This is a genomic window from Geobacter psychrophilus, from assembly GCF_056821595.1.
The window spans coordinates 106,343-130,853 of the sequence record NZ_JBXDTU010000003.1 but is presented as its reverse complement, the minus strand read 5'-3'; the positions used below and the strand labels follow the sequence as shown (position 1 = coordinate 130,853).

Here is a 24,511-nt window from a genome sequence, read left to right as displayed (position 1 = left end):
TGGCTATCGAATGTCCGGAGGTTTTATGCGGGATCAGTTAATGAACATCAGAAGACATGTCGGTTCACTATTTTTTACGATACTTTTTTGCGCCCTTTTGGCCCCGGGCAAAGCTCTGGCTGCCACTGCAAATGAGTATTATGTCTGGAATGGTTTCGGGCCTGTCAGCTCCGCCTTCCAGAAGGTAGCCCTCATTTTCTCAGACAATAGTTATCTGGTCTTTTTCACCTGCTTCGCTGTCCTTGCTATCACTTTCGGAGCGGCCTCGGCTTACGCCAAGATGCTGGGCGGGGGGAGCGGGGGGTATCTGACCTGGATGCTGCCGGTTATGTTCGGCACAATGATCTATCTCGGTTTTCTTGTACCCAAGACGCATATCGAGATATATGACGCCGTGCTCAACCAGAACATATCAATACCGGGTGTCCCCGTCGGGATCGTATATACCGCCACAATGCTCAACCATGTAGAGAGGGCTCTGGTGGACATAGTAAACACCTCTGCGCCGATCGGGAGGGATTACACCCTCACGGCTGGGGGAATAGGCATTGACCTGCTGGGGAAGACGGCCGCGAGTACGGTACATGACGCTAACGCGAGTCGTACTATGGGTGAGTTCGTCCAAAAGTGTGTCATGTTCGAGCTGACCCGGCCAGGGACGACTATGTCCATGCAGAATCTGCTTGTCACGTCTGGCGGGACAACGATTCTCGATGCAATGGTGGATGCAAAGAATCCAGCGGTGTACACGGTCAACTACATGACCAACCCTGCCGGTGACCCGATGACGTGCAGCAACACCTACGATGCACTGAAAACATACTATACCACGGCGAGTAATATGACTTTGGCGATCAGCAATGCCTGCGGTTCGGCGGGGATCGACCCGACCGATGGCGCCGCAGTGGCACGCTGCCAGGGTATTATCTCAGACACGGCAAGCAACACCTTCGGGACTACCGTCGACGCGACAGGCTTGGTCTCAAACGCCGCTATTGCGACAATTACTGCCAATTATCTCAAGAATGCCAGTGCCCAAGTAGCAACCGAGATTTCCGCAGCATCCAACATAACCCAGAGCGGCGGGGGCGAAGGCTTTACATCAATTTTCAACTCTATATCCAGATCGGCGTTTACTGCTTTTGTAATTGCCCTTATACCCCTTGTGGCTCTTTTCATCCCTACTCCTTTGTGCAAAAACGCCCTTGCCATGATATTCGGGCTATTTGTGTGGGTAATCGTCTGGAACGTCTGTGAGCTCGTCATTCATCACTTCTTCATGGACTACTATTATCGGACGATCACCTCGGTCACTAATGCGGGTCTCGGGATGCAGGCCATGCTGGATATCCCGTCGTACGCTTCAGTCACGATGGGCACATTCGGTAAGCTCAAGGCTGGGGCCGCCGGCTTTGCGACGGTCGTCACCGGTGGCATTTTCAAGTTCGGTGGTTCAGAGATGTCGCATTTTGCCGCAAGGATGGGCAATACGGTGAGTGGCAGCCAGGCAACCATGATGGGGTCTGCAGGTCAGGCAGGCGCGGTAGGTGATCAACTCCGGAAGCAGGAACAGGTCCAGATGGCGCGGATGACCGCACCGTGGTCTAACCAGGGCGCGGTTTCTATGGACCAGTATGCTACCGGCAAAACGGCCAAAAACATAGGTATGGCGGCGCAGGGTTCAGGGATGCTATCTTTTGCCGGCGGAAGCGCATCCTCCATGTTTGACAATACGGAGATGATTGCATCGAATTCAACAGCTACTCAGGCCGGGCAGGCGTCCAACATATCGAGAGCGCAGGCGTTCCAAAGTGGGCAGGTGAATTCTGAATCTATTAAAGGCAACCTGGCCGCTTTGGGCGAAAACACGCTGACGGATACCAGCAGAAACGCTTTTGTCAGCACAATGAAAAATTCGGCATCGGCCGCGGAATACGACGGCATGGTGTCTAACTATGCCTCAGCTGCTGGTATCAACATGGGTACGGATGCTGGCAGAAAACAGGCTTATAGCGAGTTCGCTGCCCTGGATCTGGCATCACAGAAAGGGATAATGAATGCGTTCGCTGATAAGGATGGTTCGGGTAACGTAATCCCAGGAAGCGCCTCATCGAATTATCAGGCGTTTCAGGAAGCAAACCATGGTAAGTCCCGGGGACAGCTTGACGGGGAGAGTAGGGCTTTCGCAGCAGCAAAAGCCGCAGGAGGGCCGCAGACCTGGCAGGCATATCATGCCCTGCAATCACAAATGTCGTCGCTCAACGGGTACGCCAATGCGTCTGCGTGGCAAGATATTGCCAAGGATCATTACGCTGGCCAACCTCTCAAGATGTTCAGCGATATTCAGAAGGTTCAGAATTCTCAGGGGGCGGGTCATGCCACCGGGTCATTGAAGGAGGCTGAAGCGGCGATGGGGGCAGGGGTGGTTGCTTCTCTTGCAGCTGCAGGTATTACTGATCAGGCAACGCTGCAAAACGCAAAAGAGGGATACCGTCTTAACGGTCAAGCGGGTGTCCGGTCCGCGCTGGAGAACTCTGAATGGGGTAAGGCGAATCCTGACAAGATCGGCGCGGCAACGGACAGTGCTCATAACGCAGGTTTGTCACAAGGGATTCACGCGATAGCTGAGAAAGGCGGCCAGGTCGACCAACTCAAAAAAGAAGGTACCAGCGACGGATTTGCCGCAACACCGGACTCGAATGATGTCCGAACCGGAGCGAAAAACGAGTTTGAAGGAGGTCTGGGCAAAAATGTAGATGCAGTGGCGTTCGCACAGGTTGGATCCGGCCTTTCGGCAAGGGAGCAGTCTGCATTGACAGAAGGCATCGGCACCCTCAGTAAGATCGCTGGGGCCCAGATGCAACAAACCGCTTCTGCAGTCATGTTCGGCGGGAGCGACCCGGCGACCATGATGGGTCAGTTCAAGAGTTCGGCAGGGATTATGTCAGGGGTCCTCACTGAATCCGGGGCGGCGGCTCTGAATGACAAACTTGGCAAGAAGGGTCTGTTCAAAGCAGGTGACCAGGTTACTTATGGAATGGGATCAGACGGGTCTGTCAGTGTGGCAAGCGGCAACCGCGGTGGCTACAAATTGACCAAGAACGGGCAATCTCGTGAACTGTGGAATAACAATCTCAAGAACACCGGCAGTGTGACTGAGTCCCGCACACAGAGTTTCTCGGGCAGTAACACTGTTGCCGGGGACTTCGTAGACAAAGTTGACAAGAATGGCACCGAGACGAAAGGTGCCGGCATAGTGGTTAAAGACCCAAGCGCTCCTGACGGCAAAAAGTTCGTTCTTACGAACGGCGAAAATGCTCAGGTTGTTACAGGAAAAGCAGTTGAAACGGTAAGGGACAAAGAGGGCAATGCTACTGGTGAGGCTGTCGTAACAAGGCTGGGAGATAAATCAGGATCGAGTGTCGCTGTTAAAGCTGATGGAAGTACAAGCTACGATACTTCGAAAACAGTCACCATCGGTACCAATACGAGAAGTGTGCAGACCCTGGCAGGTAGTGCCGACGACGGGTCTCTGGGCGGAGGATCTGCTTCTGCTTATATTGCAATGGGCGAGAGGTCGTTAGAAGTAGGAGCCCAGAAGGTAAGTCAGGTCGGCAGTATTGTAGCCGGTCCGAGAAACATAGCATCCCCTCATGGCGCATTGAACAGAGCCGAGGCAAGGGCTGAACAAGAAGCAGCAAAAGCGGCCTCTGCGCCCCCTACTCCTCCCCCTCCTCCTTCACAGCCAGCAGTTTCGCCACAACAGGTTGCAAAAAGGACTGCTGCAGTAGCGAAATCAAGAGCCGCCCGTTATCAGGGGAAAAGCACTCCGTCCAGCAGACTACCGGATGCCCAAAACGGGACATACACCCCAAAGTATTCAAAACCTGCTGCAAAACCAGGGAAGAACCCATAATTATTTGGTAGGATACCGGATGGTTGGAGGAGGTTGAACGTGGAGGAAGAAGGGAAGATAATGATGTTACATTCAGGCTTGGCCGTTATTTGGCCAAGTGAGTTATACGACAACCATGGCGAGAGTTTGAAAACCCCCCCCTTATTGTCAATATCAAGCGGAGAGATGATTATTTCTATGGGGGAAGTGAAAGTCGGTTGTAACCTTGATGTGTTAGATCACTTGATTGAGCACGGGCAGGACTTGTTTTTCTACGAAGACGCCGGAAAGTATCTTCTTCTTTACTACGGTTCATTACAGTTGGTAAGAGATCGTCTGTTGGAAATAAAGGGGGCGCTACTTTATTCGCAAAACACCCCTATCGCTCAATCAAAATAGGTGCCATCAAAATTCCTCACTCCTGGCACATAACCATACTTTTTATTGTGGTCGACAACCCCGTATGAATCGTCTAAAGGAAGGTCCAACGATTCTTCACTCGTATTGTACTTAACCGGTTGTTTTGAGTGCAGATCCCTTTTTAAAGCAGCTCCCACAAAAGGGGCCAGACCGATTACGAAAGCCCAAAAGGTCATCCATTTAGCCGGCCCATGCAAGAAGAACAATACGCTGGCCAGTACAACAGCAGTAACAATCAAAGTTTTTACTGCCTCGGGGAAACGGATTTTGGACACCGCCGGGGTGGCGTAGGCGTACTCAGCCTTGCTAATCCGGTCGAGTTCCTGGGCGATCATTTCTGAAACACCCTCTCCCGACAAAACCAGAGTTCTTTCCTCTCGCTGATTTTCAGCGTTTTTAACCCGAACAGCTGAAAGCCAGTTGAAGCTCCCCTCTGCGATGACATCATTGTCCTTGGCGAGAGTCTTGTTGTGGATCTCGCTGGCGATCGCAACGTTGGCGCCGGCGTTGACCAGATCCGCAATCCCCTGCTTGGCAGAGAGTTTCATTTCGCCGTCAATGGTATTGAGGTTGTAGTCAACGAAGACTTTAACCTGGACTCCCCGGGCGACGGCCTGTTTGACCTGCACAGCGAGATTGTCAGCTTTGATGGCTTTGCTGCTGATAAAAGGGGAAACGATGACTACACGTTTCTTCGCGGTGGCGAGGACGTCTTTGAGGAAGGCCTGATGTTCTGCGAGGGTAACCAGCCTTTTGTTAGTTTTGTTCTGGGTCATGAGGTCTTACCTCCTTCGGGTAAGGTTGGCCCGTTCACCGGGCAATGCGATGCAGCGAGTGTGTCCAATGGGCCTGCGGTTTCTGGCCGGCCTGTATTGATTGATGCGGTTTTATCAAGTTTTGTTGCGTTGTTTGTCATTGGTTGCCTCCTCTGCCCCTTCGTGGCCTTGTAGTGGCTACGCGAATGGAGCTCGGCATATCGTCTGTTTAATTCGTTTTCCAGGGCGGACAGGATGACCTCGGTCTTGTACGCTTTGGGGTTGAAGTTGTCCAGGTAATACTCCAGACGGTCATTCAGGTCTACAGGTATTGCCAAAAGCATCTTTTTGACTGCTTTGGTTTTCCTGTTCCTGGTTTTCTTGACCTTTTCAACCATTATACTCTCCATGCGATAAATACCAACCTGGTCATATTTTGTCCACAAATTGCTGTCTGGTAGATAGGAACTTGAGGAACTCTCCGACATAAAGGAATCTCGATGCGTTATCCATGTTGATGGGAACGCTGATGAAGTCCTTGTCCCTGCCGGCGGCGATGCCTAGTCCCGATTTATCGCCGCGCTCCCATTTCTCTACGGCGACATTGGTAATGATCTCAGCACTGTCGCCGTTTTTGAACTTGTGCGTCAATTTAGCCTTGCCGCCGTCCCGGAACACTTTTCCGATTTTCAAGAACAGATCATACGCTTCCCATGGTTCCAGGTTAAATTTGATCTGCGTTGTCTTGCCTTCGGTTGGTGCTTGCAGGTGGAAGAATCGCAGTTGCACCATTCCGGAGCGGGATTTCTTATCCTTACTTTCTTTGACCTCGGCGGTGATGTCCAGGCCGGTTTTCTGTGAATAGAGTGTGTGAATATATTTACCGGCCATAATCAGTTACCTCCTGACGGTCTGATATCTTTCAACATGAGTTGCAGGGTCTTCTTATCCCGCCATTCGTTTTCGTCGAGAGTGAAGGCCAGGTCTACGATTTCATAATCAACGCCATCGCTCATCCCGAAGCCGATCGCATCGAATCTCTGGCCATCCACCTCGATATTCAGTTTCAGGTGCTTGCCCTTGAGGATCCGTTGCTCTTTGACCAGAACTCTTTCCATTGCGAACACAGGCTTCCGGTTGCCCATCCCAAAGGGCTCCATGACGGAGAGTTCATTGAACAATGCCAGCGTTGCGTCTTTGCCGGTTAGTTTGGCATCGATCTCCAGTTTCGGGATCATGTCCTCGTCGCTCAAGGTTTGCTCGCAGTAAAATTCGAAGTCCCTGGCGAAGTCTTCGATGTTCTTCGGGGCGATCGTCAAGCCAGCTGCTGCTTTGTGGCCGCCGTAACCGATCAGGTGTTTGGAACATGCATGGAGCGCATCCAGGATGTTGAACCCGCTGATGCTTCGGCACGAACCCTTGGCCACTCCTTTTCCCTCGTCGATGCTGATGAAAATCGTCGGCTTGTTGAACATCTCAATTAATTTGCTAGCCGCAATTCCGTTGCATCCAGGGTGATTTTCAACGGAAGCCTGTACGATTGATTTGCGGTCATGGAACTCAGGATGTGCTTCAAGAGTTTCAAGAGCCCTCGCTATCGTTTCCTGCTCGATTCCCTGACGTTCCTTGTTGAACCCATCCAGCATATTTGCAAGGTCAAGGGCCGCGCCGCGGTCATTGGCGAGCAGTAGGTCAAGAGAGTGGTGGGCTGTATCAAGTCTCCCCGCTGAATTCAGTTTGGGGCTGAGAATGAACCCGACAGTTCCGCTTGTTACTTGTTTCAATCCGGATACTTCAATCAAGGCTGCCAATCCAGTGCTCGGCTTGTTGTTGAGCAAGTCAAGACCATACCGCACCAGTTTCCTATTTTCGCCGGTCAGGGCAACCAGGTCTCCGATAGTAGAGACGGAAACGGTATCGAGATACTCTCTAATGTCCGGCTCTGTTCGGTTCAGGAAGTATCCTCGTTCCCGGAGGACCTTTCTTGTCGCTGCAATTAAATACCAAGACACTCCGGCTCCACAAAGGTACTTGTAAGGAAAGTGACAGTCCGACCTGTGGGGGTTGATCACAGCCAAGGCTTCTGGGAGTCCTTCTGCGAGAGGCGTGTGGTGATCAGTGATGATCAGGTCAAGCCCGATTGATTTTGCGTGGCTGGCTGCGGCGATGGCGGCGATGCCTACATCTCCTGTGACCACTAATGTCGCCCCTTTACTTTTCATCTCATCCAGGTGGTCAATGTGAAGCCCGTAGCCATGGGTGAACCGGTTCGGGATGTATGATATCGACCGGCCTTCTGATACTGCATCATGAAATCTTCGTAGGACCATGTTTGTCCCAGCGCCATCCACGTCCATGTCAGTTGCGTATGCGATAGTCTCTTTACGCTCGATAGCATCGGCCAATCTGTTGGAGGCGATATCCATGTCTTTGAGAAGAGTCGGGTCTTTGAGAGTCGAAAGAGAGGGGGAGATATACTCGGTGGCTTCTTCAGGGGAGGTGATGCCGCGGTGTATGAGCAGGGTTGCGAGGAGGGGGCTAATCCTGCATCCGTTGACCAGTCTTGCGACAGTGTCCCCGTGAGGCCCCTCAAGAAAGACCCACCGTTTACTCTTCCTGTTCAGTTTCATCTGTACCTCCAAAATCCAGCCCCAGGCGTTCAACCTCTTCTGGGGTGAAAAGCACCGTTATGATGCTTTTGCTCGACCGGTTGTAAATAGCGTGAAATTCAATGCCCTTGTAAGTCATCTTGTAAAGAGACCGCGTATTGCTCTCGCGTCCGAGGAATTTGTATTGTATGTCAGAGTAGCTCTTGGCGCCGGGCGACTTCAGGCAATTGACAAGCCGTCGATATTCGTCGTGATTCATCCCAACCTCAAAACGCTCTTTTAAGCGCTTCAGGCAGTGGACCTCGTCTATCGATTGTTTGCCTTTCACTTTCGCCATAACCACCCCAGATAAAACCGTTCGGTAGTATTTCGTTTTTCCAGTTGTATATAGAATAAACATATATGTTTAAGACTGTCAATAAATAAAAGTGTGCAATAAATGTAAAGATACCAAAGTGTAAGCATATATATTTAAGAAAACAGAGCAAATGCCTATATTTTTACAATACAACCAATCGGTTGCATTATCTGAATGTTAGTGATAATATTTTTACAAAATTTAAGGGGAGGGTGTGGCGGATGAAAGATTTTAACGACATAATGGCACTTCTGGTGTTTTTCCTGTCCGTAATCTGTCTGGCGACGACTCCGCACATTTTCACCAGCTACACAGCGCTCGACCATGTTCTTGCCTGGACAGGCGTTCTGTGCTTCTCGGTCTATTACCTGCGTGACATTTTGGCTCGAACGGCTAAGAGGCTGACTGGATTTACAACCAGATCAGGGAGGGCATGACGGACATTACTGAGAAGCTTTTTTAAGACCCGATAAATACTCCAAACCCCATGAAACCTGATATTCCTCAGCTGGATTCGTGGGGTTTTTTGCGTCCAGTGCCAAGGTTACGGGGTCGATGACTGCAAACATTTTGCGGTTCTGGCAGTTCGGGTCGGTCATTTTGCATGACAGGTCAAGGACCTGGTTATCCTTGGTGACCCAGAGGTGAGGGTACTTTCTACCATTTTTGGGTGTAACTATGCCGAATACGATCTTCGAACCGGGTGTCTTGAGTGCAAGGCGCGCATTAACGATCCGGCAGTTGCCCTGACCGCCGAAGGGAGTGAAGGCAAAACCGGTATGGTCAAGGCCAGTGGTCCCCTCGATAGCTCCCCATATCTTGGGTATCGGTTCTTTGATCTGTTTCGGGAGAAGTTCCGCAACGATAACAAACATGAGGCACGTATAGATAATGCGGAGAGTCTTCACTTTTGAGAGTAGGGGTAGTCGAGGTCGTAAAATGATTTTGCGGGTTTCGAAGACTTGATGCCGGGGCCCCGGGAGATGATCTGGTTAATCTCCTGGAGGTTCTTCTCGATCTTGGCCCGATCGGGGGCGTTGGTCACGGCCTGCAAAGTGAGGGATTTATAGTCGCTGAGTACCTGGGTCATGTTGGCGCTTAACCTGTTCTGCTTGTAGCTGCTGTAAATATACCAGCCGCCGACGAGGGCAAGAGAGAAAAAAGTTATGGTCAGCAGGTGAAGATGGAAAAAACCTCGATTGTTGACCAGTAAATTCTTTCGGTTCATCAGTGACCTCATCATACCGTTTGGTAGTACACACTATACCAAAACCACGAACCAAAGCAAGCACAGTCGATTTATTTGCCCGAATGGCATTTTCAAGCCCTGAAAACGGAAACTGGCGGAGCATATAGTCTATAGGGAGTGCACACGTGAAATGGCATAGCCACAAACTTACTACGATAGCGATGGTTTATGCCGCAACCGGAACGCTTGTTTCAGCTGCACTGGCGGGGATCGGTTCGGTGTTGCCTGACGTATTTGAATTCAAGGTCATACCGCATCGGACGGTAACGCACTGGCCGTACCCGTACATCGTTCTGTGCGTCATTTTGTATGCTTTCGTCTGTGTCGCCCCGACATACCCGGTTTACTTCCTGTTTTTCATAGTGTTCGGTTGCGTTTGTCACCTTTTCGAGGACTGCCTAAGTCGTGGGGGCATACCGTGGAAAACGCCCAACGGTCCGCGCAAGGGGTTTGATTTTTACGTTACTCACACGGCCAGCGAGTACCTCACTGTCTGGGTATTGGTGTTTGCTTCATTGACCGCGATGTTTGCCAGAGGGTTTCTCCACAAGGATTACCTGACGGAAGAGGCTCAGCACGCGTATCGATTTCTGAATGGATTTTTGAAGAGCATGACTTGAGCGATTGCCTGCATACGAAAATGAGAAAATTTACGAATTCGTATGCGGTGGTGGAGGAACAGTGGCAGCAAGTTGGATCCCAGTAGTTCTTCTAGGTGGGGGCATGTGTGTTCTGGCCGCCTTATCGGCTATAGCCACTCCCGATGAAAAAAAGAAGGTCATCTATATCGAGAAAGATATGGAAGGCAAAAAAGGTCCACGCAAAAAAAAGAAGGGTAGCGGGGGCGGCGGCGCTGGCAGTGACGACGATAGCCCCAAGGGTTTGCACCCTACAACACCCTGGGGTGGAAGATGAAAGCGAGTTTGACACTATTGGCGTTGTTGGTGGCCATCATAACTGCTGGAGAAGCAAATGCGGACCGTCAGTCTCCTGTCGACCAGGGCGTGGTCACTTCCGTGCGGGGTTATCGCAAAGACCCCTTCGGTTCAGGGAAGCTTATGTTCCACCGGGGGACTGACATCGCGGTGCCGGCCGGCACACGCGTCTACCCGACCCAAAGGGGGCGAGTCCACTTCAGCGGCTGGCATCGTGGATATGGTTATCTTGTAGCGGTCGACCACGGGAATTCATTCGTTACGATATACGGCCACAACCAGAGGCTGTTGGTGAAGGTAGGAGACTGGGTTGATACCGACACGGTCATTGCGTTGGCTGGAAGCACCGGACACTCGACCGGCCCACATGTTCATTACGAAGTCCGGCAATGGCCAGGGGGGCGTTCGCCTTACTTCAATGAAACGGTGCAACCGACTCACGGACAGGGTCTGATAGAGAAACAACAGGTTGTCCATGAGGCGCCCGCAAGCGAATACGCATGGGTAGATCAATATATTGAGGGGGGAATGTGAAACAGAAAAGCAATTGGCCGTTAATTATGGGGATCGGGTTTGCCCTTGTAATGGCATCGGCAACATTCTGGATGTACCGGGATTCCGAGAAGTCGGACAAGGAAAAGGCCGTGAAGAAGATCGCGGAGAAGCAACAGGTCGCACAGGAGGAAACCACCGCGGCATCCTCATCGAAAATCTCGGGCGTCTTCAAAAACTTTCTGGATAACCCTCTCCAGGGCCGGGGCCCAGCTAAGCAGCCTCAACCTCCTCCTCTAAAAAAACAGAAGCCCGTACCGGTGACCTTCCTGCCAGTAGGGGAAAGTGAACAGCCGAAAGAAAGCTATTACACCGATGCGAAGTAAGTCAGCAGTAATAATCGGCGTCGTGGTGATGCTTCTGTCACCAGGCATGTCCTTTGGTTGAGGCGGGTCAAACCCTCTCGGGCAAGAGGGTGAAGAGGTGGGGAAGGTTGAGGCCTGCAGCATGGGCTCAACGGCACTTGACGGTTACCGGATCCACGATCCGAACCAAATAGTGGCGGTGAGTTCGCAAAAGGAAACACCTGATGCATTCGCCGGCTATTACTCGGATTTGAGAGAGGGCGGCAAGAACCCGACTAAACAGCAGAAAAGCAGAAATAACAAAGTGAGGAGAGTGAAGACATGGGGAAAACGACAAGCAGAACAATAGCAGCAGTAATCTGTTTAGCAGCAGCATCTATTTCGTCTATTGCGTCGGCAGCGAATGTGACGGCAGTGGTCACCGGCCGGCAGGTCCGGATAAGGAAAGAGGCGAGGGTTGAGTCTGTGGCCCTCGACGCCGTTCCATTGGGCGGGACGGTCACGATCATTGATGACAAATTCGATGGGGCGTTGAGGCCGGGATGGATCAAGGTTAAGGCCCTTAATGGTGTATCCGGTTACATGTCCACGGGTTACATGAGCATCGGGGCAGACCAGAAAGTCCTACCCGCAGAGGCAAAAACGGATGAGGCCGCTCCCAAGATCATGTTCTCTCTGGTGCCACCCGCAGTATCAGAGGTAAAGCCCCCGACTCCGGCTGCAGTAACCAAGACAGTCGAGATTCTGGATAAATATGATGCCGAAAGCAGAATCAAGGGGGATATCGACAATCTGACAGAGTCCCTCGCAAAGGAAGGAAAGGAAGCCGACATCCGCTCAGTGGTCGTAATCTACAAGCCGAAGGCCGCAGATGCCGACAAGACCGCCCTGAGAGAAGAGGTCAGGCAGCTTAAAGGCGTCATTGCTGAGAAAGAAATGTCCTACGCGGCTCAAACGCAGGAAAACATCAGGTTGAAGCAGCAGAACAAAGAACTGGAGGCTGCCCATCTGGCGAGTAAAAAACTAGAAGGTGAACTGGTTGCCTTGCGTGGTGAAATAGCCCGGCGCAGCAAGGAATCTCCTGCAGGCAATGCGAATGATGTTGCTGAAATGAAGGCTATGGTAGCGGGCATCCAACGGGATTTAGCCGATATGCGGCGGCCTTTGGTTCCAGACGAGAAAGTGACGGCCCAGGCAGCGGCTAAAGCGAAGGCCGAGTCAGAAGAGATCACCAATCTGAGGAATGTTGTCGCCGCGCTAACCAGAATGCCTGATTTCAAACTCGTCTCGGAAGTGGAGTCCTCTGGTGAAGAAGTGTTCCTCAAAGGTGTCGGCAACGTCAAGATGGTCACGAAAGAGGATCTCGTTATTTTCAGGGTCCCGAAGGAGTCGGCCAAAAAAGGGCAGAAGGTGTTCGCTCACCTTCTCAAGCGGATCATTGACGGTGAACTTGCAGACTACTTTATCTGCGACAAGAAAATGGTGCAGGGCGCAAAAGCCTGATCGCCGGTGGGAAGGGTACATCCATGAGACACAGGTATGACGCTGCCTCTGAGTTGGCAGTAATCTTCATAAAATATGTCCCAATTTGCTTTTTCTGGATGACAGCTTTTTTCGGATTCTTGCTCGGGACCGACGAACTGCAGCGCAATTGGTCGATCGTTCTGAAAAGTTTCTTCGTCATGTCTTTCGGGGCAGTCGCCGGCACGACGTTTATCCACCGCTTCGGTATATGGGTCAAAAGCAGGAAAGGATTTTAAACCGAGAGGGAAGGGGAGGTAAGGCTATGCTTGCGGCCTTGAGAAGCTTGTTTGGAGTGAATGATTATGAGTGTGTTCAAGCAATTGTAGCACTCAGGCAGGAGAACATGATGATTCTTGAAAGGGTCGTCGATATACAAAAAGGATTGTCGAGTTCTGAACTTTTGTGAGTGAAAGGTGTGAGGTGTTTCGGTGGCTAGGAAAAAAATAAAAAAATATCAGGTGTTCTGGGCGATCACCGGAGTGATAGCGCTCATAGCGTTTTTGATCGTTGTATCGAAGGTATGGAGCGTCACGCACCATCCGGTGGAAGCTCTACGCGAGGAGCGGCGGCACCGTATGAGTGAAAACAGCAGCGCTCCGTCCGTGGGGGATGCAGCCAATGACACAGCCCACAACTTCAACAACATCAAGGAAGGCAAGTTTCTGGAGAAAGCGAAATGGCCCAAGGTCCCAGAGCGGCGCCGAGTCCTTGTCCCGGTGACTAACGGCGATGAGAAGGCGGAAACCAGGGATGCGGCCAAAAGTTACTACAACGAAAATTAGGAGGGAGTTCATGATCGACAAGTCGTCCTACGATATGGTGGGGGAGATAGCGTATCGAGCGAAACGTGATGGTGATGTCCTCCAGCACAGGGCACTGCGGACCGCAGAAGAACTGGGTACCTTGATCAATGTATACCGGACGTCACGCGGCAGGTATTTAACGCAGTATCATTATGGCGCGGAAGTCCTTATCTGCTCACTTGTCAATGTTATGGCCGTAGCCAGCGTCAGTCTCGACGAACTGAACGAGAGGCTTGAAAAAGCCCAAAAATCCAAGTGTCTGAAGCCTGCCGATTCCGATGACCTGCAAGAGACTGACTACCTGCTGTCTTACATGGCGCTTCATTCCGGCACATTGGCCACGTCCTTCGTCAATTCCCTTTCCCCGGAGGGGTTTGCCTACCATTCATTCAAACTGGTGGACGATACCTACCGATTTCTCAAGGCGCTTGCGCCCGACCCCTGCGACGAATTTCTGAATGCCCAGATCGGAGTAATCCACCAGTTGTGGTCGGCCAAATCGAAACTGGCTGAGTTGGAGCGGTTCGGGCACAGGAGTTTCGTTTGAAATATTTAGATGCGAATCAAATCACAAGTGAGCTCATGGATAAAATGGGAATCAGGGCTTTTTGCCGTCTCGCATGCGGTGGTACATGCTGCAGCAGCCGGTCTGGTCGGTGCCAAGAACCTCACGGGTGCGAAGACAAGCTGTTCTGTACCGCCTATGTCTGTGACCACTTGAAAAGAGCAATTAATATTGTCGCGCCGGAAGCGGGGAGGGCCTTGACGACGTGGTATGGCGCTGTGCGGGTATTCCTCTTTTACGAACTTGGTCTCAGCCAGGAGGCGGAACACGGAGAGACATTTTTTGGACGCTTTGATATCAACCAGGTGATGCAGGTCGAGGTCGGCGAACCTCCCGTGGTCACGGCCAAGGATATTCTCGCAATCCACAATATGCTCGAAGTGATGCAGTCTGGTGTCGAAAGGGCACGCCTCGACTTCAACAAACTTAACGGACACAGGGAGTGCTGCGGCTTTGCGCTGCTGGAAAGCGCTTTCGCAGAATATTTCGGGGGAATGTATTCTGATACGCTCCCTATTGGGGGTACGGTATGAACAAAGCAGTGGGGATGTTGCTGGCCGGGATGTTTGTCTTGATAACGGTGACCAACGCAATGAGTGCGGTATTCGACCCTGCACCCAACGGTCCGGTAAATACGGTGATGGTAAAACCAGACGGACGGATCCTGATTGGCGGAGACTTTTCAACCGTATCGGGATTGGCTTACGGCAGGATAGCTCAGTTGGAGGCAGACGGGACCCCTGACTTTGTCAGTCTGATAAGCGCAACCTCGTTTGATGGCCCAGTTCGCGCCATCACTTTGCAGGCAGATGGGAAAATATTGGTCGGTGGAGACTTCTCAACCGTTATCGACACGAGCGACATAGATATTGTTTATTCCTACGGGGGGATGGCCAGACTGAATGCTGACGGCACCGTTGACCCGACATTCAAAGACGTCGGGGCGTCATTGGCTGGTGGCGCAGCAAGCATCAGGGCGATCACAATCCAACCGCAACCAGGAAATGTATCAACGGGAGGTTACATTCTAGTTGGTGGCTCGTTTGATACAATCGGTGGATTGGTCAGAAATGGAATGGCGCGCATCAGCAACGACCTGAACGGCACAGTCGATTCCTTCGACCCCGTTCTGTCAGGATCAGGGCAGGCCACGGCGGTTGTCAACGCTATCGAGATGCAGGGGACGAATGTATTGTTGGGCGGCGACTTCTTTGTGGACACCGGCACATACCACACATACATGTTGGCCAGGGTGGATTGGTCCGGTTTCCTGGACACGACGTTCACCCCTATGTTCCCTAATGGGCCCGTGAACAGGATAGTTGGCCAAGGGGGAGGCAATCTTCTTCTGGTGGGTTCTTTTAGCGCTTTTGATAATAGGGGCAACGCTGTGCCTCCGTCGACCACTGTCACAAGGAGCGGTGTTGCAAGAATTGCGGCGTCTGGTTTTCTGGATGGGACTTTCAATCCCAACGTACCGGGTGCGGTAACGGCAGTCGTTCAATCTGATGGAAAAATAATTATCGGTGGCTTGTTTTCAACAGTCGGTGTGTCTCCAGCCAGGATGGTGGCGCGGCTGACCACAGAAGGAGTTCTGGACAACACGTTCAACGGTACGGTCAACACCGGTACACAGGTCACGGCGCTGGCCATACAGGCAGATGGCGGTGTGGTTGCCGGTGGTCAGTTCGCAACAGTAAACGGGTTTTCTCGAAACAACATCGCAAGATTCGAACCGGGAACTGGTGGTGTCCTCAATACCTTCAACCCGATTGTCGACACCAATGTTGCGGCTTCGACTGTGCTGGCTAACGGCAAAACACTGATCGGCGGCACGTTCACGACCGTCAACGGGACTCCGATGGTAAATATTGCCCGACTGAACAGGGACGGTTCACTCGACACTTCATTTAACGCCCATCTCGCGGCGGGGATCTCGGGAGGCACCGTCAAAGGCATCCTGGCCACAGCAGATGGAAAACTTGTGGTCGTCGGTCTCTTCTCATTCGACGGAGGTGCGACTACAACCAGGATAACCCGGTTGAACATTGATGGCTCCATTGACGGGACATTCACGCCTGTTTCCATAGACAAGACTATCAGCGGGGCAATCCTCCAGGCTGACGGTAAAGTAATTGTCGGCGGGGTGTTCACGACGCCCAGGAGCTATATAGCGCGGTTGAATACAAACGGGACGTTCGACAGCAGCTTCACTCCCGCACTGAATAATGCCGTCTTCACCTTGGCCATGCAGTCGGACGGAAAAATTCTGGTGGGAGGCATGTTCACAACCGTCAACGGGGTGTCGAGAAACCGGATCGTAAGACTGAATCAACTCGGCGGGACTACCGATACCACCTTCACGAGTCCTGTGACGACGACCACCGGCACCGTGGCAGTTATCGCGGTACAGAATGGGGAAAAGATCCTTGTCGGGTGCACGTCGCTTACAGGAGCCTCTGAATGCATACCCGGATACAAGTGGATGGGACGGCTAACGACCACAGGGTCCATAGACACTCTTTCAGGTCTCTATAAACCCAATAACGGCGTTGATACGATTCTGCTCCAGGCAGACGGGTCGTTCTGGATCGGGGGTAACTTCACCCTGCTCGGCACAATGGCATCCAATCGTCTTGCGCGCATGAACCAAGATGGGACAGCCGACCTGACTTTTGCCGGTGGAGCTGACAACTGGGTTTATTCAGCCAATTATCATCCAGACGGAGGCGTCCTGGTCGCCGGTCTATTTACGCAATTCGACGGGCAGGCCAAGAAGGGTCTCGTCAGAGTAAACGCACCTGCTACCGGCACACAAACTCTTTCTCTCTCCCAGGACGGGTTAAGGGCTGACCTCGATAGGGGAGGTTCATTGCCGGCGGGATCTTATGTCCTGTTCAGTTATTCCGACGATTCCGGAGTGACCTGGAAAGCACTGACCGCCGCAGTAGCCAGAAAAACAGGTGGGTGGGTGGCGACGTTCCCTGCTGATGGTATCCCGCGGGGGCAATCTATCCTGTTAAAGGCAGATATTTATCAGGAAGGCGGCTTGAACGGCGCTTCCCTGTCGATCGAAGAGGTATCGATAACAGCATGTCTTCCCCCCGCAGCGGCATCTGTTTCTCTCGTCTCCACTTCCAGGGACTCATTTTCATTCAGCTGGAACAAGCCTCCTTCTACCACTGGCTCCCTGGTGGACGTCTCGACCGACCCATTATTTCAGTCTGGTCTGATTCAGCCGTATTCGAGACTTGACCTCGGGGCAGCGAGTGGCGCCAGCGTCACCGGGTTGTCCCCTGCTACAACCTATTATTTCAGGGTGACGCCCTACAACACCTGTTCGGCAGGGCCTGTTTCACCTGCAGGTGATACAACAACGATGTCGCGACTGACGGTTGTAGTGGACGGGGCAGGGGAGGGCACCGTAAGCAGCGCGCCCGCCGGGATCATGTGTAGCAAGCCTAACGAGGCACCAGTGACCTGCTGGGCAGATTATGATACCGGGAGCCATGTGGTTCTGACCCCGGTTGCCGGTGCAAAATCGCAAGCCAGTGCTTTCTCCGGGGGGTGTACTCCTGTGGCCGGAGGTAATTGCGATGCGATCATGAATGGCGACAAGTCTGTATCGTATGGTTTTGACCTCAAAAAAACAGTGCGCCTGACTATTAACATGGCAGAAACCATCTTTGCGACAATTGCTGATGCGTATGCCCTGGCAGTGTCCGGCAGTAAGCTGGACATAGTGTCCGATACCCTGGTTGAGAACCTGACGTTTGGCAAATCCGTTGGTGTGACGATCAACGGGGGGTTCCCGTCAGGGTTCGGGGGCCCGGCGACCGGCACTACCACTATTCAGGGTTCGATGGCTGTGGATGCCGGCGAGGTTTCCATAAACCGAATTATCCTGAACTACCCGCTCACCGTGACTGGAGGCAAAGTTATAGCCAACGGACTTACCGTACGAGGTTTGCCCTAGCAGGCACATAAGCACTCCACTGAACATCCCATTGTTGTTATTGCCGTCGTTGCCTCCTCCGGGCAGCGGCGGTTTTTTTGTTTATTTTTCCAAAAAGGTCTCTGACAGGACTCAAAACGGAAACCGCTGAAGCATATACCCAATAGGAGGGTTTATGCCAGGACCTATCGATCACAATATGTTTATAACAGTTTTTTGGGCCGTTTTCTTTGCGTCATTCGCGGTGACGGCCGTCAAGATGGCCACAAGGATTGTTATTCGAGGCGTCTCCGCGGTTTTCTGGTGGTTCGCCTCAATAGTGGGGTTAGATCGCGATAAAACATGGGCAAACGGCAGGACTTTTACCAAAACTCCGGTGCCGTCAGAACCTTTGCGCCGGCCTGCGTCCATCTGGGGCAGAAAATCGCGCGGTTTTGTCAAAAAGTCCAGTAAATCGGCGGTAGCGGACCTACCTGCTGGGGCCGAGGTCTCTCGTTGAAACGTAACTCCCAAACGATACAGAGACTCAAGGACTCATTCAAAGGCTTCTCGCTGACGAACTATGAGGACGTCGGTATGGGAGGCGTTGTCTTCTGCTTTTGCGTTTATCTGCTCATCCTTCTCACTCTCCCAGCCGAACCACCCGACGATCTACTGCGCCACATGAAGGCCTACACCTACGGGTACGACTATCGTCTGATGTTCCCCTCTTCCCCGGGGATGCCTGCTTTCGACATGTATCTGCTTTTTGATGTGGCAGTAGGGAAGATGCACGCCCTCTTCGGCCCGCAAGGGTTCATTGCTGTCCAGGCCATTGTCTTTTCGGTCTTTGGCGGGGCGATATTTTGGCTACTGCGCGGTGCCACCAGTATGAACCTGCGCTTCTCTCTGATGATGGTCACGTTGGCGCTGTGTTTCAGTCGCTTACTGCTTGCCCGGCCGTCCACCCTGGTCTCGGGACTGTTTCTGCTGGCCATGGCAGCTGTCGACGACGAGCGAGCCCGTTGGTGGTTCCATTTGTTGCTCGGGTGCTTGATGGCCAGCTTTTATTACCTGTTCTGGGTGTACTTCATCCCACTCGTATTTCTGCGAAGGATCTACGCCATTCCGCTCGTTGCCGGTCTTGTCGGGTGGTTCATGTATGGCGGCAGCGAATATACGCGAGTCCTGCACGAAATCCTCACAATGAAGGGGCGGCGAGGGTTCGAAATCTCCGAAGCCAAACCGATCTACTATGGCCTGATGATCGTATGCGTCGTTCTCATACCCGTACTGCATTACTGGCGGCGCGACATCAAGAGGCTGATTGCCACTGGATGGTTCCTGCTCAGTAACCAGACCCGCTACCTCGAAGTGGTTATCCCTTCGGCCTTGTCGTATGCGAAGCACTGGAATGTGAAGCTCTCCCAGAGTGTCGTGGTGATCATTTTCATCACGGCCTGTTGCTACCGGTCATACACAAAGCCCCCCGAGAGTTGGAAGGTGTTGAAGGACGTTGTCCCGGCCGGGAGCAGGGTGCTGATGCTTGATATGAACACGATGTTCAAGGCGGTCTACGGCAACGAAGGTATCGGGGCATCACCCTGTATGGAACCTGGTTGGGACACGCGGGAACTGGTGAAGGCAATGAGGGATGCTCAGCAGTACGGGCGTCTCAATCCTGACCCTTTTTTGCTCAAGCCTTACGACTATGTCATTGAAAACAATCTACGGGAATTCCCCCCAGGGTTCGAGTTGGTGAAGTTGGCCGGCCCGTATCGAGTATGGAAAGTCCCGCCACAATTGAGACCACTGGGAAAAGGAGCCCCGCTATGAAAAATCGAGACATGACCGTCGTTATCCCTGCACTGAACGAAGAAAACACCATTGCCAGCGTTCTCGATGCGACCCTCAATGTGACTGATGAGATCATTGTGGTTGATGACGGTTCAAGCGACCGGACATCGCTCATCGTCGGGGGATACCGAGACCGGCACCCCGGCGTCCGCCTGTTAAGGCATCACACCAGGAAGGGGAAAGGTTGTGCGTTGAGGAACGCTCTCGATCATGTCCGAACCGATCTTGTCGGCCTTCAGGACGCGGACCTTGAATACCCGCCCGAGAATCTGGTGCTCCTCACTGAAAAGGGTGATTACAAGATGATCATCGGCCAGAGGACCATGGTCATGACCGACCTGTACCGCCAGGTTTCACTGACCAGTTTTGCTGCTAACAAAATGTTTGCTCACCTAGCGGGCGTCCCGGACGTTTTTTCCGGTCAACGGGTCCTCCAGACTGATTTCATGCGCTCACTCAATCTCAGGTCAGACGGCTTCGAGATAGAGACGGAGTTGACGTTGAAAGCTCTCCGGCGCCAAGCCCCTATCCTGTTCGTGCCGGTTGGGTATCACCCGCGCACCAAGGAGCAAGGAAAAAAAATCAACTTCATGGACTTCATCAAAATATCGGCTATGTACGTCCGGCTGCAGGTGAGTCCAGCATGAACACACAGGTAAACAAACTGGCAACTATGTCCGTGGCAGACCCGTTCAACCTCGAATCAATGGATGTTGCAGCTAATTACAACAGCGCCATAGCGGAGATGATTCACGGCAGGGCCGCCGGCGCCTCGCACATCCTTGATTTCGGGGCGGGGCGAGGGGTCTTTGCAAACACGTTCGCAGGCAAGATCACCTGCGTCGAACCGGATCTGCGTGTCGGGGCACATATCGACAGGAAACACAACGTCGCTTCGTCCCTTGTTGCCCTGGAAAACGACCAGTTCGATTTCGTCTACAGCATCAACGTTCTGGAGCACATCGAAGATGATACCGCCAGCCTGGCCGGCATATCAGGGGCCATGAGGGAGGGGGGGAGACTGTTCCTGCTTCTTCCAGCCCGGGACGAGTTGTTCACCGAAATGGACACCTATGTCGGTCATTACAGGCGCTACAACGTCAAGGATATCAGGTCGAAGCTCTACGAAACCGGTTTCAGGATAGACGGGTTCCGTTATTTCGATATAGCGGGATATTTTTCGACACTGGCCTGCAAGTACGCTGGGAAATTGATCGGGTGGAAGGGCAGTCTTACCCCCGGTAGTGTGGCCGCATACGACCGTTTCGTGTTCCCGATCAGTTGTAAGCTCGACGCTCTCACAAACGGCAAGATGCTTGGGAAAAATATCCTGGTTGACGCGGTGAAGATATAGCCGGGACCGGTGCGATCGCGGAGTGGTTATGTACGAATATGGTGTGCTGATTGGAATTGCAATTTTCTTGGGTGTCCCTCTGGCCATGACGGGATTGCTGTTGAAGGCGAAATGGGCAGGCAAGGACGTTAGAAAAGCCGATATGAAGCCGTTGGTTTTAGAACAGACAAAATGAAAAGGAGTGTCTTATGAGGAGAGTAATAGCAAGTCTTGCAGCAACACTTGTCCTCGGCGTGGCCAGTTTGTCCGTCGCTGGTGATTGCAGTTGGCCCTATGTAGGAGTCGTCGGAGGGGCTTCAACCGGTGGAGACACCCGCCTCAGTCTTGCCACAGGATATTCAGTCGGAGGAGTTGCCGGTTTCGAATTCTGTAAAGCCCGGGTCGAGGCAGAAGTGATCTACAGGGACAGCAATGTGGACAGCCTCGGCGGGGTGGGCGCGACTGGGGGAATAAAACTGCTCTCGTACATGGTCAACGGAGTCTATGAGTTCGATGTGAATAATCGCTCGTGGAGGCCGTATGTCGGTGGCGGGGGTGGTTTGGCCAGGGCGGAACTTTCATCCAACTTCGCTGTTGGGGGTGTGCCTGTTTCCGGCGGATCCTCAGACACACGGTTCGCTTATCAGGCAATAGGAGGGATAGGGTACTACCTGACGAAACATATTGTCCTGGATGCTTCCTACCGCTACTTTTCCACACTCCGGTTCAAATTGGGGGAAGTGGACGCCAGCTACACCGCCCATAACGCCATGGTTGGCGCGCGTTACCGCTTCTGAGACGCAAATGGGCAGGCAACCAGAGGATATTAATCAGGTGATCTTTGGGTATATCAGGGCTTATTTTTGGGCCGGATGTCTGTTTGCGGTTCTCGGGTTACTTTGCGTGATGTTCTACAGTTTTTTAGCAACAGCCCTCAAATGATAGAAAGGCTCTTGTCGGTCATGGGATTACCGCTAAACCAGGTTGGGAAAGAAGCACTGAAAATGGTGTTGAGGTGCCTGGTGGCCGTGTGCGTTCTTGGTCTTTTCTGGGTTTTGGGTGTGCTCAATATTGGTGGCTGACGGACAAACCAGATATAAGGAGAATTACGGATGAAAAGATCGATTTTATTGGCAATTGCAGGACTCTTGATGTTGCAACTGATGGGATGCGGCGGCGGTGGAGGCGGTGGGTCAGCAAGCGACACTACTCCCGGGACCACCACTACCACCACGACCCCGAGCGTTCCGGCTCCTGTGGTAGCGGGTACCTACGAGGGAACGTACAAGACCAACATTTTGACCTCTCTGATCCCTTATTCACTCACGATTACTCAAAGCGGTTCGACCCTGACAGGGGACTTTGCTTCTCTGAAGATTTCAGGGGCGGTCTCGGGTACGGTCGCAGCTGACAAGACGATGTCGCTCACTGTTACGGAACCCCGTTCGCTGGGCAGCGTAGTAGTAGTTCTGACGCCGGCGGCCAGCGGGTACACTATCACTTCCGTGAAGGGTACCGACGTTTTCGGCGGACACACGGTAGGGACAGGAACTGCCGCGAGCGTAACCGCACCGGTAGTGCCCGTTTTTGCCAATGGGTACAACGGCACCGGTACGTTCATCAATTCAAGCGATTTATCCACCAACCCGGTTTCCACCCCGGCGGGCACATATCCCGTCTCCATTACCAACCTTCGCCCGGCCGGCGGAGGTAATTACGCCGCAACTCTGGTCAATAAATACGCTGCAGGTCTTCTTGGCATCCAGTATATCCCCGCTGCCAGCGCATACTTTGGGCTTACGTATTCCTCCCCGGGGGTTTTGCCGTATATTTTGGGTAACGGAGGGTTCACACCCGCCAGCATGCTGACCAACCAGATGCTCTACCGCGGGGAAATGACCTCAGTCACATACATAACCACTACATCTATGGCGTTGCACCCCGGAGACTTCACCAAAGTGTTCCCTGGTGTGTGGACATACACGAACCCTGACAGCACTGCGGTAGGCGTTCTCAGCATGCAAATCACGGTCACCTCGGCGAACAGCATCAACTACTCTGCACAAGCGACCGCAAGCGTGCGCCAGTCGGTTGGCGGTCCGGTTGACACGGTAAGCGGGGCATTGACGGGCATCTACAACCTTGATCCGGCAGTAAATCCCCGCGCAGCTGCCGGCCGGGTGTTCCAGATGGCGATGAACCCATCAGGGGCTCTCACGTTGACCAACAACAGCGGCCTTACCACGTCACTGACGATGTATGTCGCCTGGGTCGACAATGGGACTGCGGCTGAAAAAGCCCTTGTTTCGGTTGATACCGGCAACAGCACCTGGCCGGATATCACTTTGGGCAGATAGGAGGTTTGCCATGAATGTTGAGCTCGCGAGAAACCTTGGAATAGGCGATGTCGTCCAGGTGTTCGAGGAACCACTTACCGTAGCGGCCCGGCCAGAGGTGAAAAACTGGCAAGGCCGGAGTATTGTCCGGATTTCCGTCAAGGACGCTTTCGGCAAGACGAAGATCATCGACGGATGTGAGATCGAGCGCCGGGTAAGGAAAGCCGCATGAGTTCACTGGAAACCAGTTATGTATGTCAGGACGTTGTCCCCCCAGATGTTTTGGGGGGTTCAATGGTTGTGGGTATTGGGAAAGGAAACCACTATGCCTAAAACGAAAAATACATCAATTAAGGCATCAATTCCGAAATTCAATGAGGCTCGCGACTTTATTGAGCGGTATCGCGGCGCCAGCACCGAGAGGGAAAAACGGAAGGTGCTGAATTCTATCAAGCATAAGCACCCGCAAATCGCAGAGCGCATGGCCAAGCTGCTGTCGTAAAGGAGAAGATTATGGGAGCGCCCAGACCGGAAGATCTTGTCATTCCAAGTAGCCCGAAACAGACACAGAAGAATGGGAAGATTGGTGATGACGAGCCCAAGAAGATACCCCCAAAGGTGATTATGTTTGGCGGGGGCATAGCTGTGCTCGCCCTCTGCGTTATGATGATGGTTCCCAGCGGGAAACCGCCCGCGAGCAAGGCCTCCCAAAAAGTCAACGATACGGCCAAGACTGCAGTGCCAGAAGCACTTCAAGAGCCGCAGGCACCCCCACCCCAGGCACTTCCTCCTGCAGCTGAGATCATTCGGATAAACGGTGAACTCGCCAAAGTGGAAGAAACTCTCAAAGCCATTAGGCAGCAGACTGCTTCTATTGACGCGGATGCCCATAATCTGTCGCTCGCCGCGGAACGTCTGGCGCAGGTAGGCGATAAGGAGGGTAGCAAGGAATCGGAACGTCAGATTGCAATCTTGGCCTCGAAGCGCAAGGAGTTGGGTGACGTCTATGAAAAATGGGCAACCTACTATAAGCAGCTGGCAGATTCCAGGGATGCCATACCAATCAAATAAAGGCAGAAGG

28 protein-coding genes are annotated in these 24,511 nt (G+C 52.6%); 21 read left to right on the top strand and 7 right to left on the bottom strand.

Annotation, left to right across the window (positions count from 1 at the left end):
* Positions 1–40 precede the first annotated feature (40 nt).
* Together ACOCF6_RS01320 and ACOCF6_RS01315 are read left to right on the top strand one after the other, a co-directional pair.
* Complete coding sequence (locus ACOCF6_RS01320) at positions 41–3,916, top strand: conjugal transfer protein TraG N-terminal domain-containing protein (RefSeq protein WP_482458583.1); 3,876 nt, start codon at positions 41–43, stop codon at positions 3,914–3,916.
* Positions 3,917–3,955: 39 nt separating this feature from the next.
* Positions 3,956–4,294: a hypothetical protein gene (locus ACOCF6_RS01315; protein ID WP_482458582.1), complete on the top strand. Its 339-nt coding sequence runs from the start codon at positions 3,956–3,958 to the stop codon at positions 4,292–4,294.
* On the opposite strand, the gene ACOCF6_RS01310 is transcribed toward ACOCF6_RS01315, so the two are convergent.
* Genes ACOCF6_RS01310 through ACOCF6_RS01290 form a run of 5 tightly spaced genes read right to left on the bottom strand, consistent with a single transcriptional unit; the run spans position 4,282 to position 8,016 of the window.
* Entirely contained in the window at positions 4,282–5,091 is an 810-nt protein-coding gene (locus tag ACOCF6_RS01310; protein WP_482458581.1) for a phospholipase D-like domain-containing protein, read from the bottom strand. The two genes, ACOCF6_RS01315 and ACOCF6_RS01310, sit on opposite strands and share 13 nt — an antisense overlap.
* Positions 5,088–5,468, bottom strand: coding sequence for a hypothetical protein (locus tag ACOCF6_RS01305; protein WP_482458580.1), 381 nt, complete (start codon positions 5,466–5,468; stop codon positions 5,088–5,090). The genes ACOCF6_RS01310 and ACOCF6_RS01305 overlap by 4 nt, the downstream gene beginning before the upstream one ends.
* A gap of 31 nt (positions 5,469–5,499) precedes the next feature.
* Complete coding sequence (locus ACOCF6_RS01300; protein ID WP_482458579.1) at positions 5,500–5,961, bottom strand: hypothetical protein; 462 nt, start codon at positions 5,959–5,961, stop codon at positions 5,500–5,502.
* Positions 5,962–5,963: 2 nt separating this feature from the next.
* Positions 5,964–7,700 (bottom strand): single-stranded-DNA-specific exonuclease RecJ, encoded by a 1,737-nt coding sequence (recJ, locus tag ACOCF6_RS01295; RefSeq protein WP_482458578.1) that lies wholly within the window; start codon positions 7,698–7,700, stop codon positions 5,964–5,966.
* Positions 7,678–8,016 (bottom strand): hypothetical protein, encoded by a 339-nt coding sequence (locus ACOCF6_RS01290; protein WP_482458577.1) that lies wholly within the window; start codon positions 8,014–8,016, stop codon positions 7,678–7,680. Before ACOCF6_RS01290 ends, recJ begins: the two co-directional genes overlap by 23 nt.
* 242 nt (positions 8,017–8,258) lie before the next feature.
* On the opposite strand from ACOCF6_RS01290, the gene ACOCF6_RS01285 reads away from it, so the two are divergent.
* Entirely contained in the window at positions 8,259–8,474 is a 216-nt protein-coding gene (locus tag ACOCF6_RS01285; RefSeq protein ID WP_482458576.1) for a hypothetical protein, read from the top strand.
* 6 nt (positions 8,475–8,480) lie between these two features.
* Here the strand turns inward: ACOCF6_RS01285 and ACOCF6_RS01280 are convergent, their stop codons facing one another.
* Positions 8,481–8,912, bottom strand: a complete 432-nt coding sequence (locus tag ACOCF6_RS01280; RefSeq protein WP_482458575.1) for a hypothetical protein — start codon at positions 8,910–8,912, stop codon at positions 8,481–8,483.
* 29 nt (positions 8,913–8,941) lie between these two features.
* A complete protein-coding gene (locus ACOCF6_RS01275) occupies positions 8,942–9,265 on the bottom strand; it encodes a hypothetical protein (RefSeq protein WP_482458574.1) in 324 nt (107 codons plus the stop codon).
* A 146-nt stretch (positions 9,266–9,411) separates the two neighbouring features.
* On the opposite strand from ACOCF6_RS01275, the gene ACOCF6_RS01270 reads away from it, so the two are divergent.
* From ACOCF6_RS01270 to ACOCF6_RS01185, 18 genes are all read left to right on the top strand, one after another.
* A complete protein-coding gene (locus ACOCF6_RS01270; protein WP_482458573.1) occupies positions 9,412–9,906 on the top strand; it encodes a metal-dependent hydrolase in 495 nt (164 codons plus the stop codon).
* A gap of 103 nt (positions 9,907–10,009) precedes the next feature.
* Positions 10,010–10,201 (top strand): hypothetical protein, encoded by a 192-nt coding sequence (locus tag ACOCF6_RS01265; protein ID WP_482458572.1) that lies wholly within the window; start codon positions 10,010–10,012, stop codon positions 10,199–10,201.
* Entirely contained in the window at positions 10,198–10,755 is a 558-nt protein-coding gene (locus ACOCF6_RS01260) for a M23 family metallopeptidase (RefSeq protein WP_482458571.1), read from the top strand. Before ACOCF6_RS01265 ends, ACOCF6_RS01260 begins: the two co-directional genes overlap by 4 nt.
* On the top strand, positions 10,752–11,099 hold the full coding sequence (locus tag ACOCF6_RS01255; RefSeq protein WP_482458570.1) for a hypothetical protein: 348 nt from the start codon (positions 10,752–10,754) through the stop codon (positions 11,097–11,099). Before ACOCF6_RS01260 ends, ACOCF6_RS01255 begins: the two co-directional genes overlap by 4 nt.
* Before the next feature lie 300 nt (positions 11,100–11,399).
* A complete protein-coding gene (locus ACOCF6_RS01250) occupies positions 11,400–12,581 on the top strand; it encodes an SH3 domain-containing protein (protein WP_482458569.1) in 1,182 nt (393 codons plus the stop codon).
* A gap of 449 nt (positions 12,582–13,030) precedes the next feature.
* On the top strand, positions 13,031–13,384 hold the full coding sequence (locus tag ACOCF6_RS01245; RefSeq protein WP_482458568.1) for a hypothetical protein: 354 nt from the start codon (positions 13,031–13,033) through the stop codon (positions 13,382–13,384).
* 10 nt (positions 13,385–13,394) lie between these two features.
* Entirely contained in the window at positions 13,395–13,952 is a 558-nt protein-coding gene (locus ACOCF6_RS01240; protein WP_482458567.1) for a hypothetical protein, read from the top strand.
* Entirely contained in the window at positions 13,949–14,503 is a 555-nt protein-coding gene (locus ACOCF6_RS01235) for a hypothetical protein (RefSeq protein ID WP_482458566.1), read from the top strand. Before ACOCF6_RS01240 ends, ACOCF6_RS01235 begins: the two co-directional genes overlap by 4 nt.
* Entirely contained in the window at positions 14,500–17,946 is a 3,447-nt protein-coding gene (locus tag ACOCF6_RS01230; RefSeq protein WP_482458565.1) for a hypothetical protein, read from the top strand. The genes ACOCF6_RS01235 and ACOCF6_RS01230 overlap by 4 nt, the downstream gene beginning before the upstream one ends.
* A 474-nt stretch (positions 17,947–18,420) precedes the next feature.
* Positions 18,421–19,740 (top strand): hypothetical protein, encoded by a 1,320-nt coding sequence (locus ACOCF6_RS01225; protein WP_482458564.1) that lies wholly within the window; start codon positions 18,421–18,423, stop codon positions 19,738–19,740.
* Positions 19,737–20,408 carry a glycosyltransferase family 2 protein gene (locus ACOCF6_RS01220; protein ID WP_482458563.1) on the top strand — a complete coding sequence of 224 codons (672 nt, stop codon included), beginning with the start codon at positions 19,737–19,739 and terminating at the stop codon, positions 20,406–20,408. The genes ACOCF6_RS01225 and ACOCF6_RS01220 overlap by 4 nt, the downstream gene beginning before the upstream one ends.
* Entirely contained in the window at positions 20,405–21,115 is a 711-nt protein-coding gene (locus tag ACOCF6_RS01215; RefSeq protein ID WP_482458562.1) for a class I SAM-dependent methyltransferase, read from the top strand. Before ACOCF6_RS01220 ends, ACOCF6_RS01215 begins: the two co-directional genes overlap by 4 nt.
* A gap of 28 nt (positions 21,116–21,143) precedes the next feature.
* Positions 21,144–21,290: a hypothetical protein gene (locus ACOCF6_RS01210; protein ID WP_482458561.1), complete on the top strand. Its 147-nt coding sequence runs from the start codon at positions 21,144–21,146 to the stop codon at positions 21,288–21,290.
* Between the two features lie 13 nt (positions 21,291–21,303).
* A complete protein-coding gene (locus tag ACOCF6_RS01205; protein WP_482458560.1) occupies positions 21,304–21,891 on the top strand; it encodes an outer membrane protein in 588 nt (195 codons plus the stop codon).
* A gap of 315 nt (positions 21,892–22,206) precedes the next feature.
* A complete protein-coding gene (locus tag ACOCF6_RS01200) occupies positions 22,207–23,451 on the top strand; it encodes a hypothetical protein (RefSeq protein WP_482458559.1) in 1,245 nt (414 codons plus the stop codon).
* A 10-nt stretch (positions 23,452–23,461) separates the two neighbouring features.
* The gene (locus ACOCF6_RS01195; protein ID WP_482458558.1) at positions 23,462–23,662 is read left to right on the top strand and encodes a hypothetical protein; all 201 of its coding nucleotides are present in this window, start codon (positions 23,462–23,464) and stop codon (positions 23,660–23,662) included.
* A gap of 93 nt (positions 23,663–23,755) precedes the next feature.
* Positions 23,756–23,932, top strand: coding sequence for a hypothetical protein (locus ACOCF6_RS01190; protein ID WP_482458557.1), 177 nt, complete (start codon positions 23,756–23,758; stop codon positions 23,930–23,932).
* Positions 23,933–23,943: 11 nt separating this feature from the next.
* Positions 23,944–24,501 (top strand): hypothetical protein, encoded by a 558-nt coding sequence (locus ACOCF6_RS01185; protein ID WP_482458556.1) that lies wholly within the window; start codon positions 23,944–23,946, stop codon positions 24,499–24,501.
* The last annotated feature ends 10 nt before the right edge of the window (positions 24,502–24,511 follow it).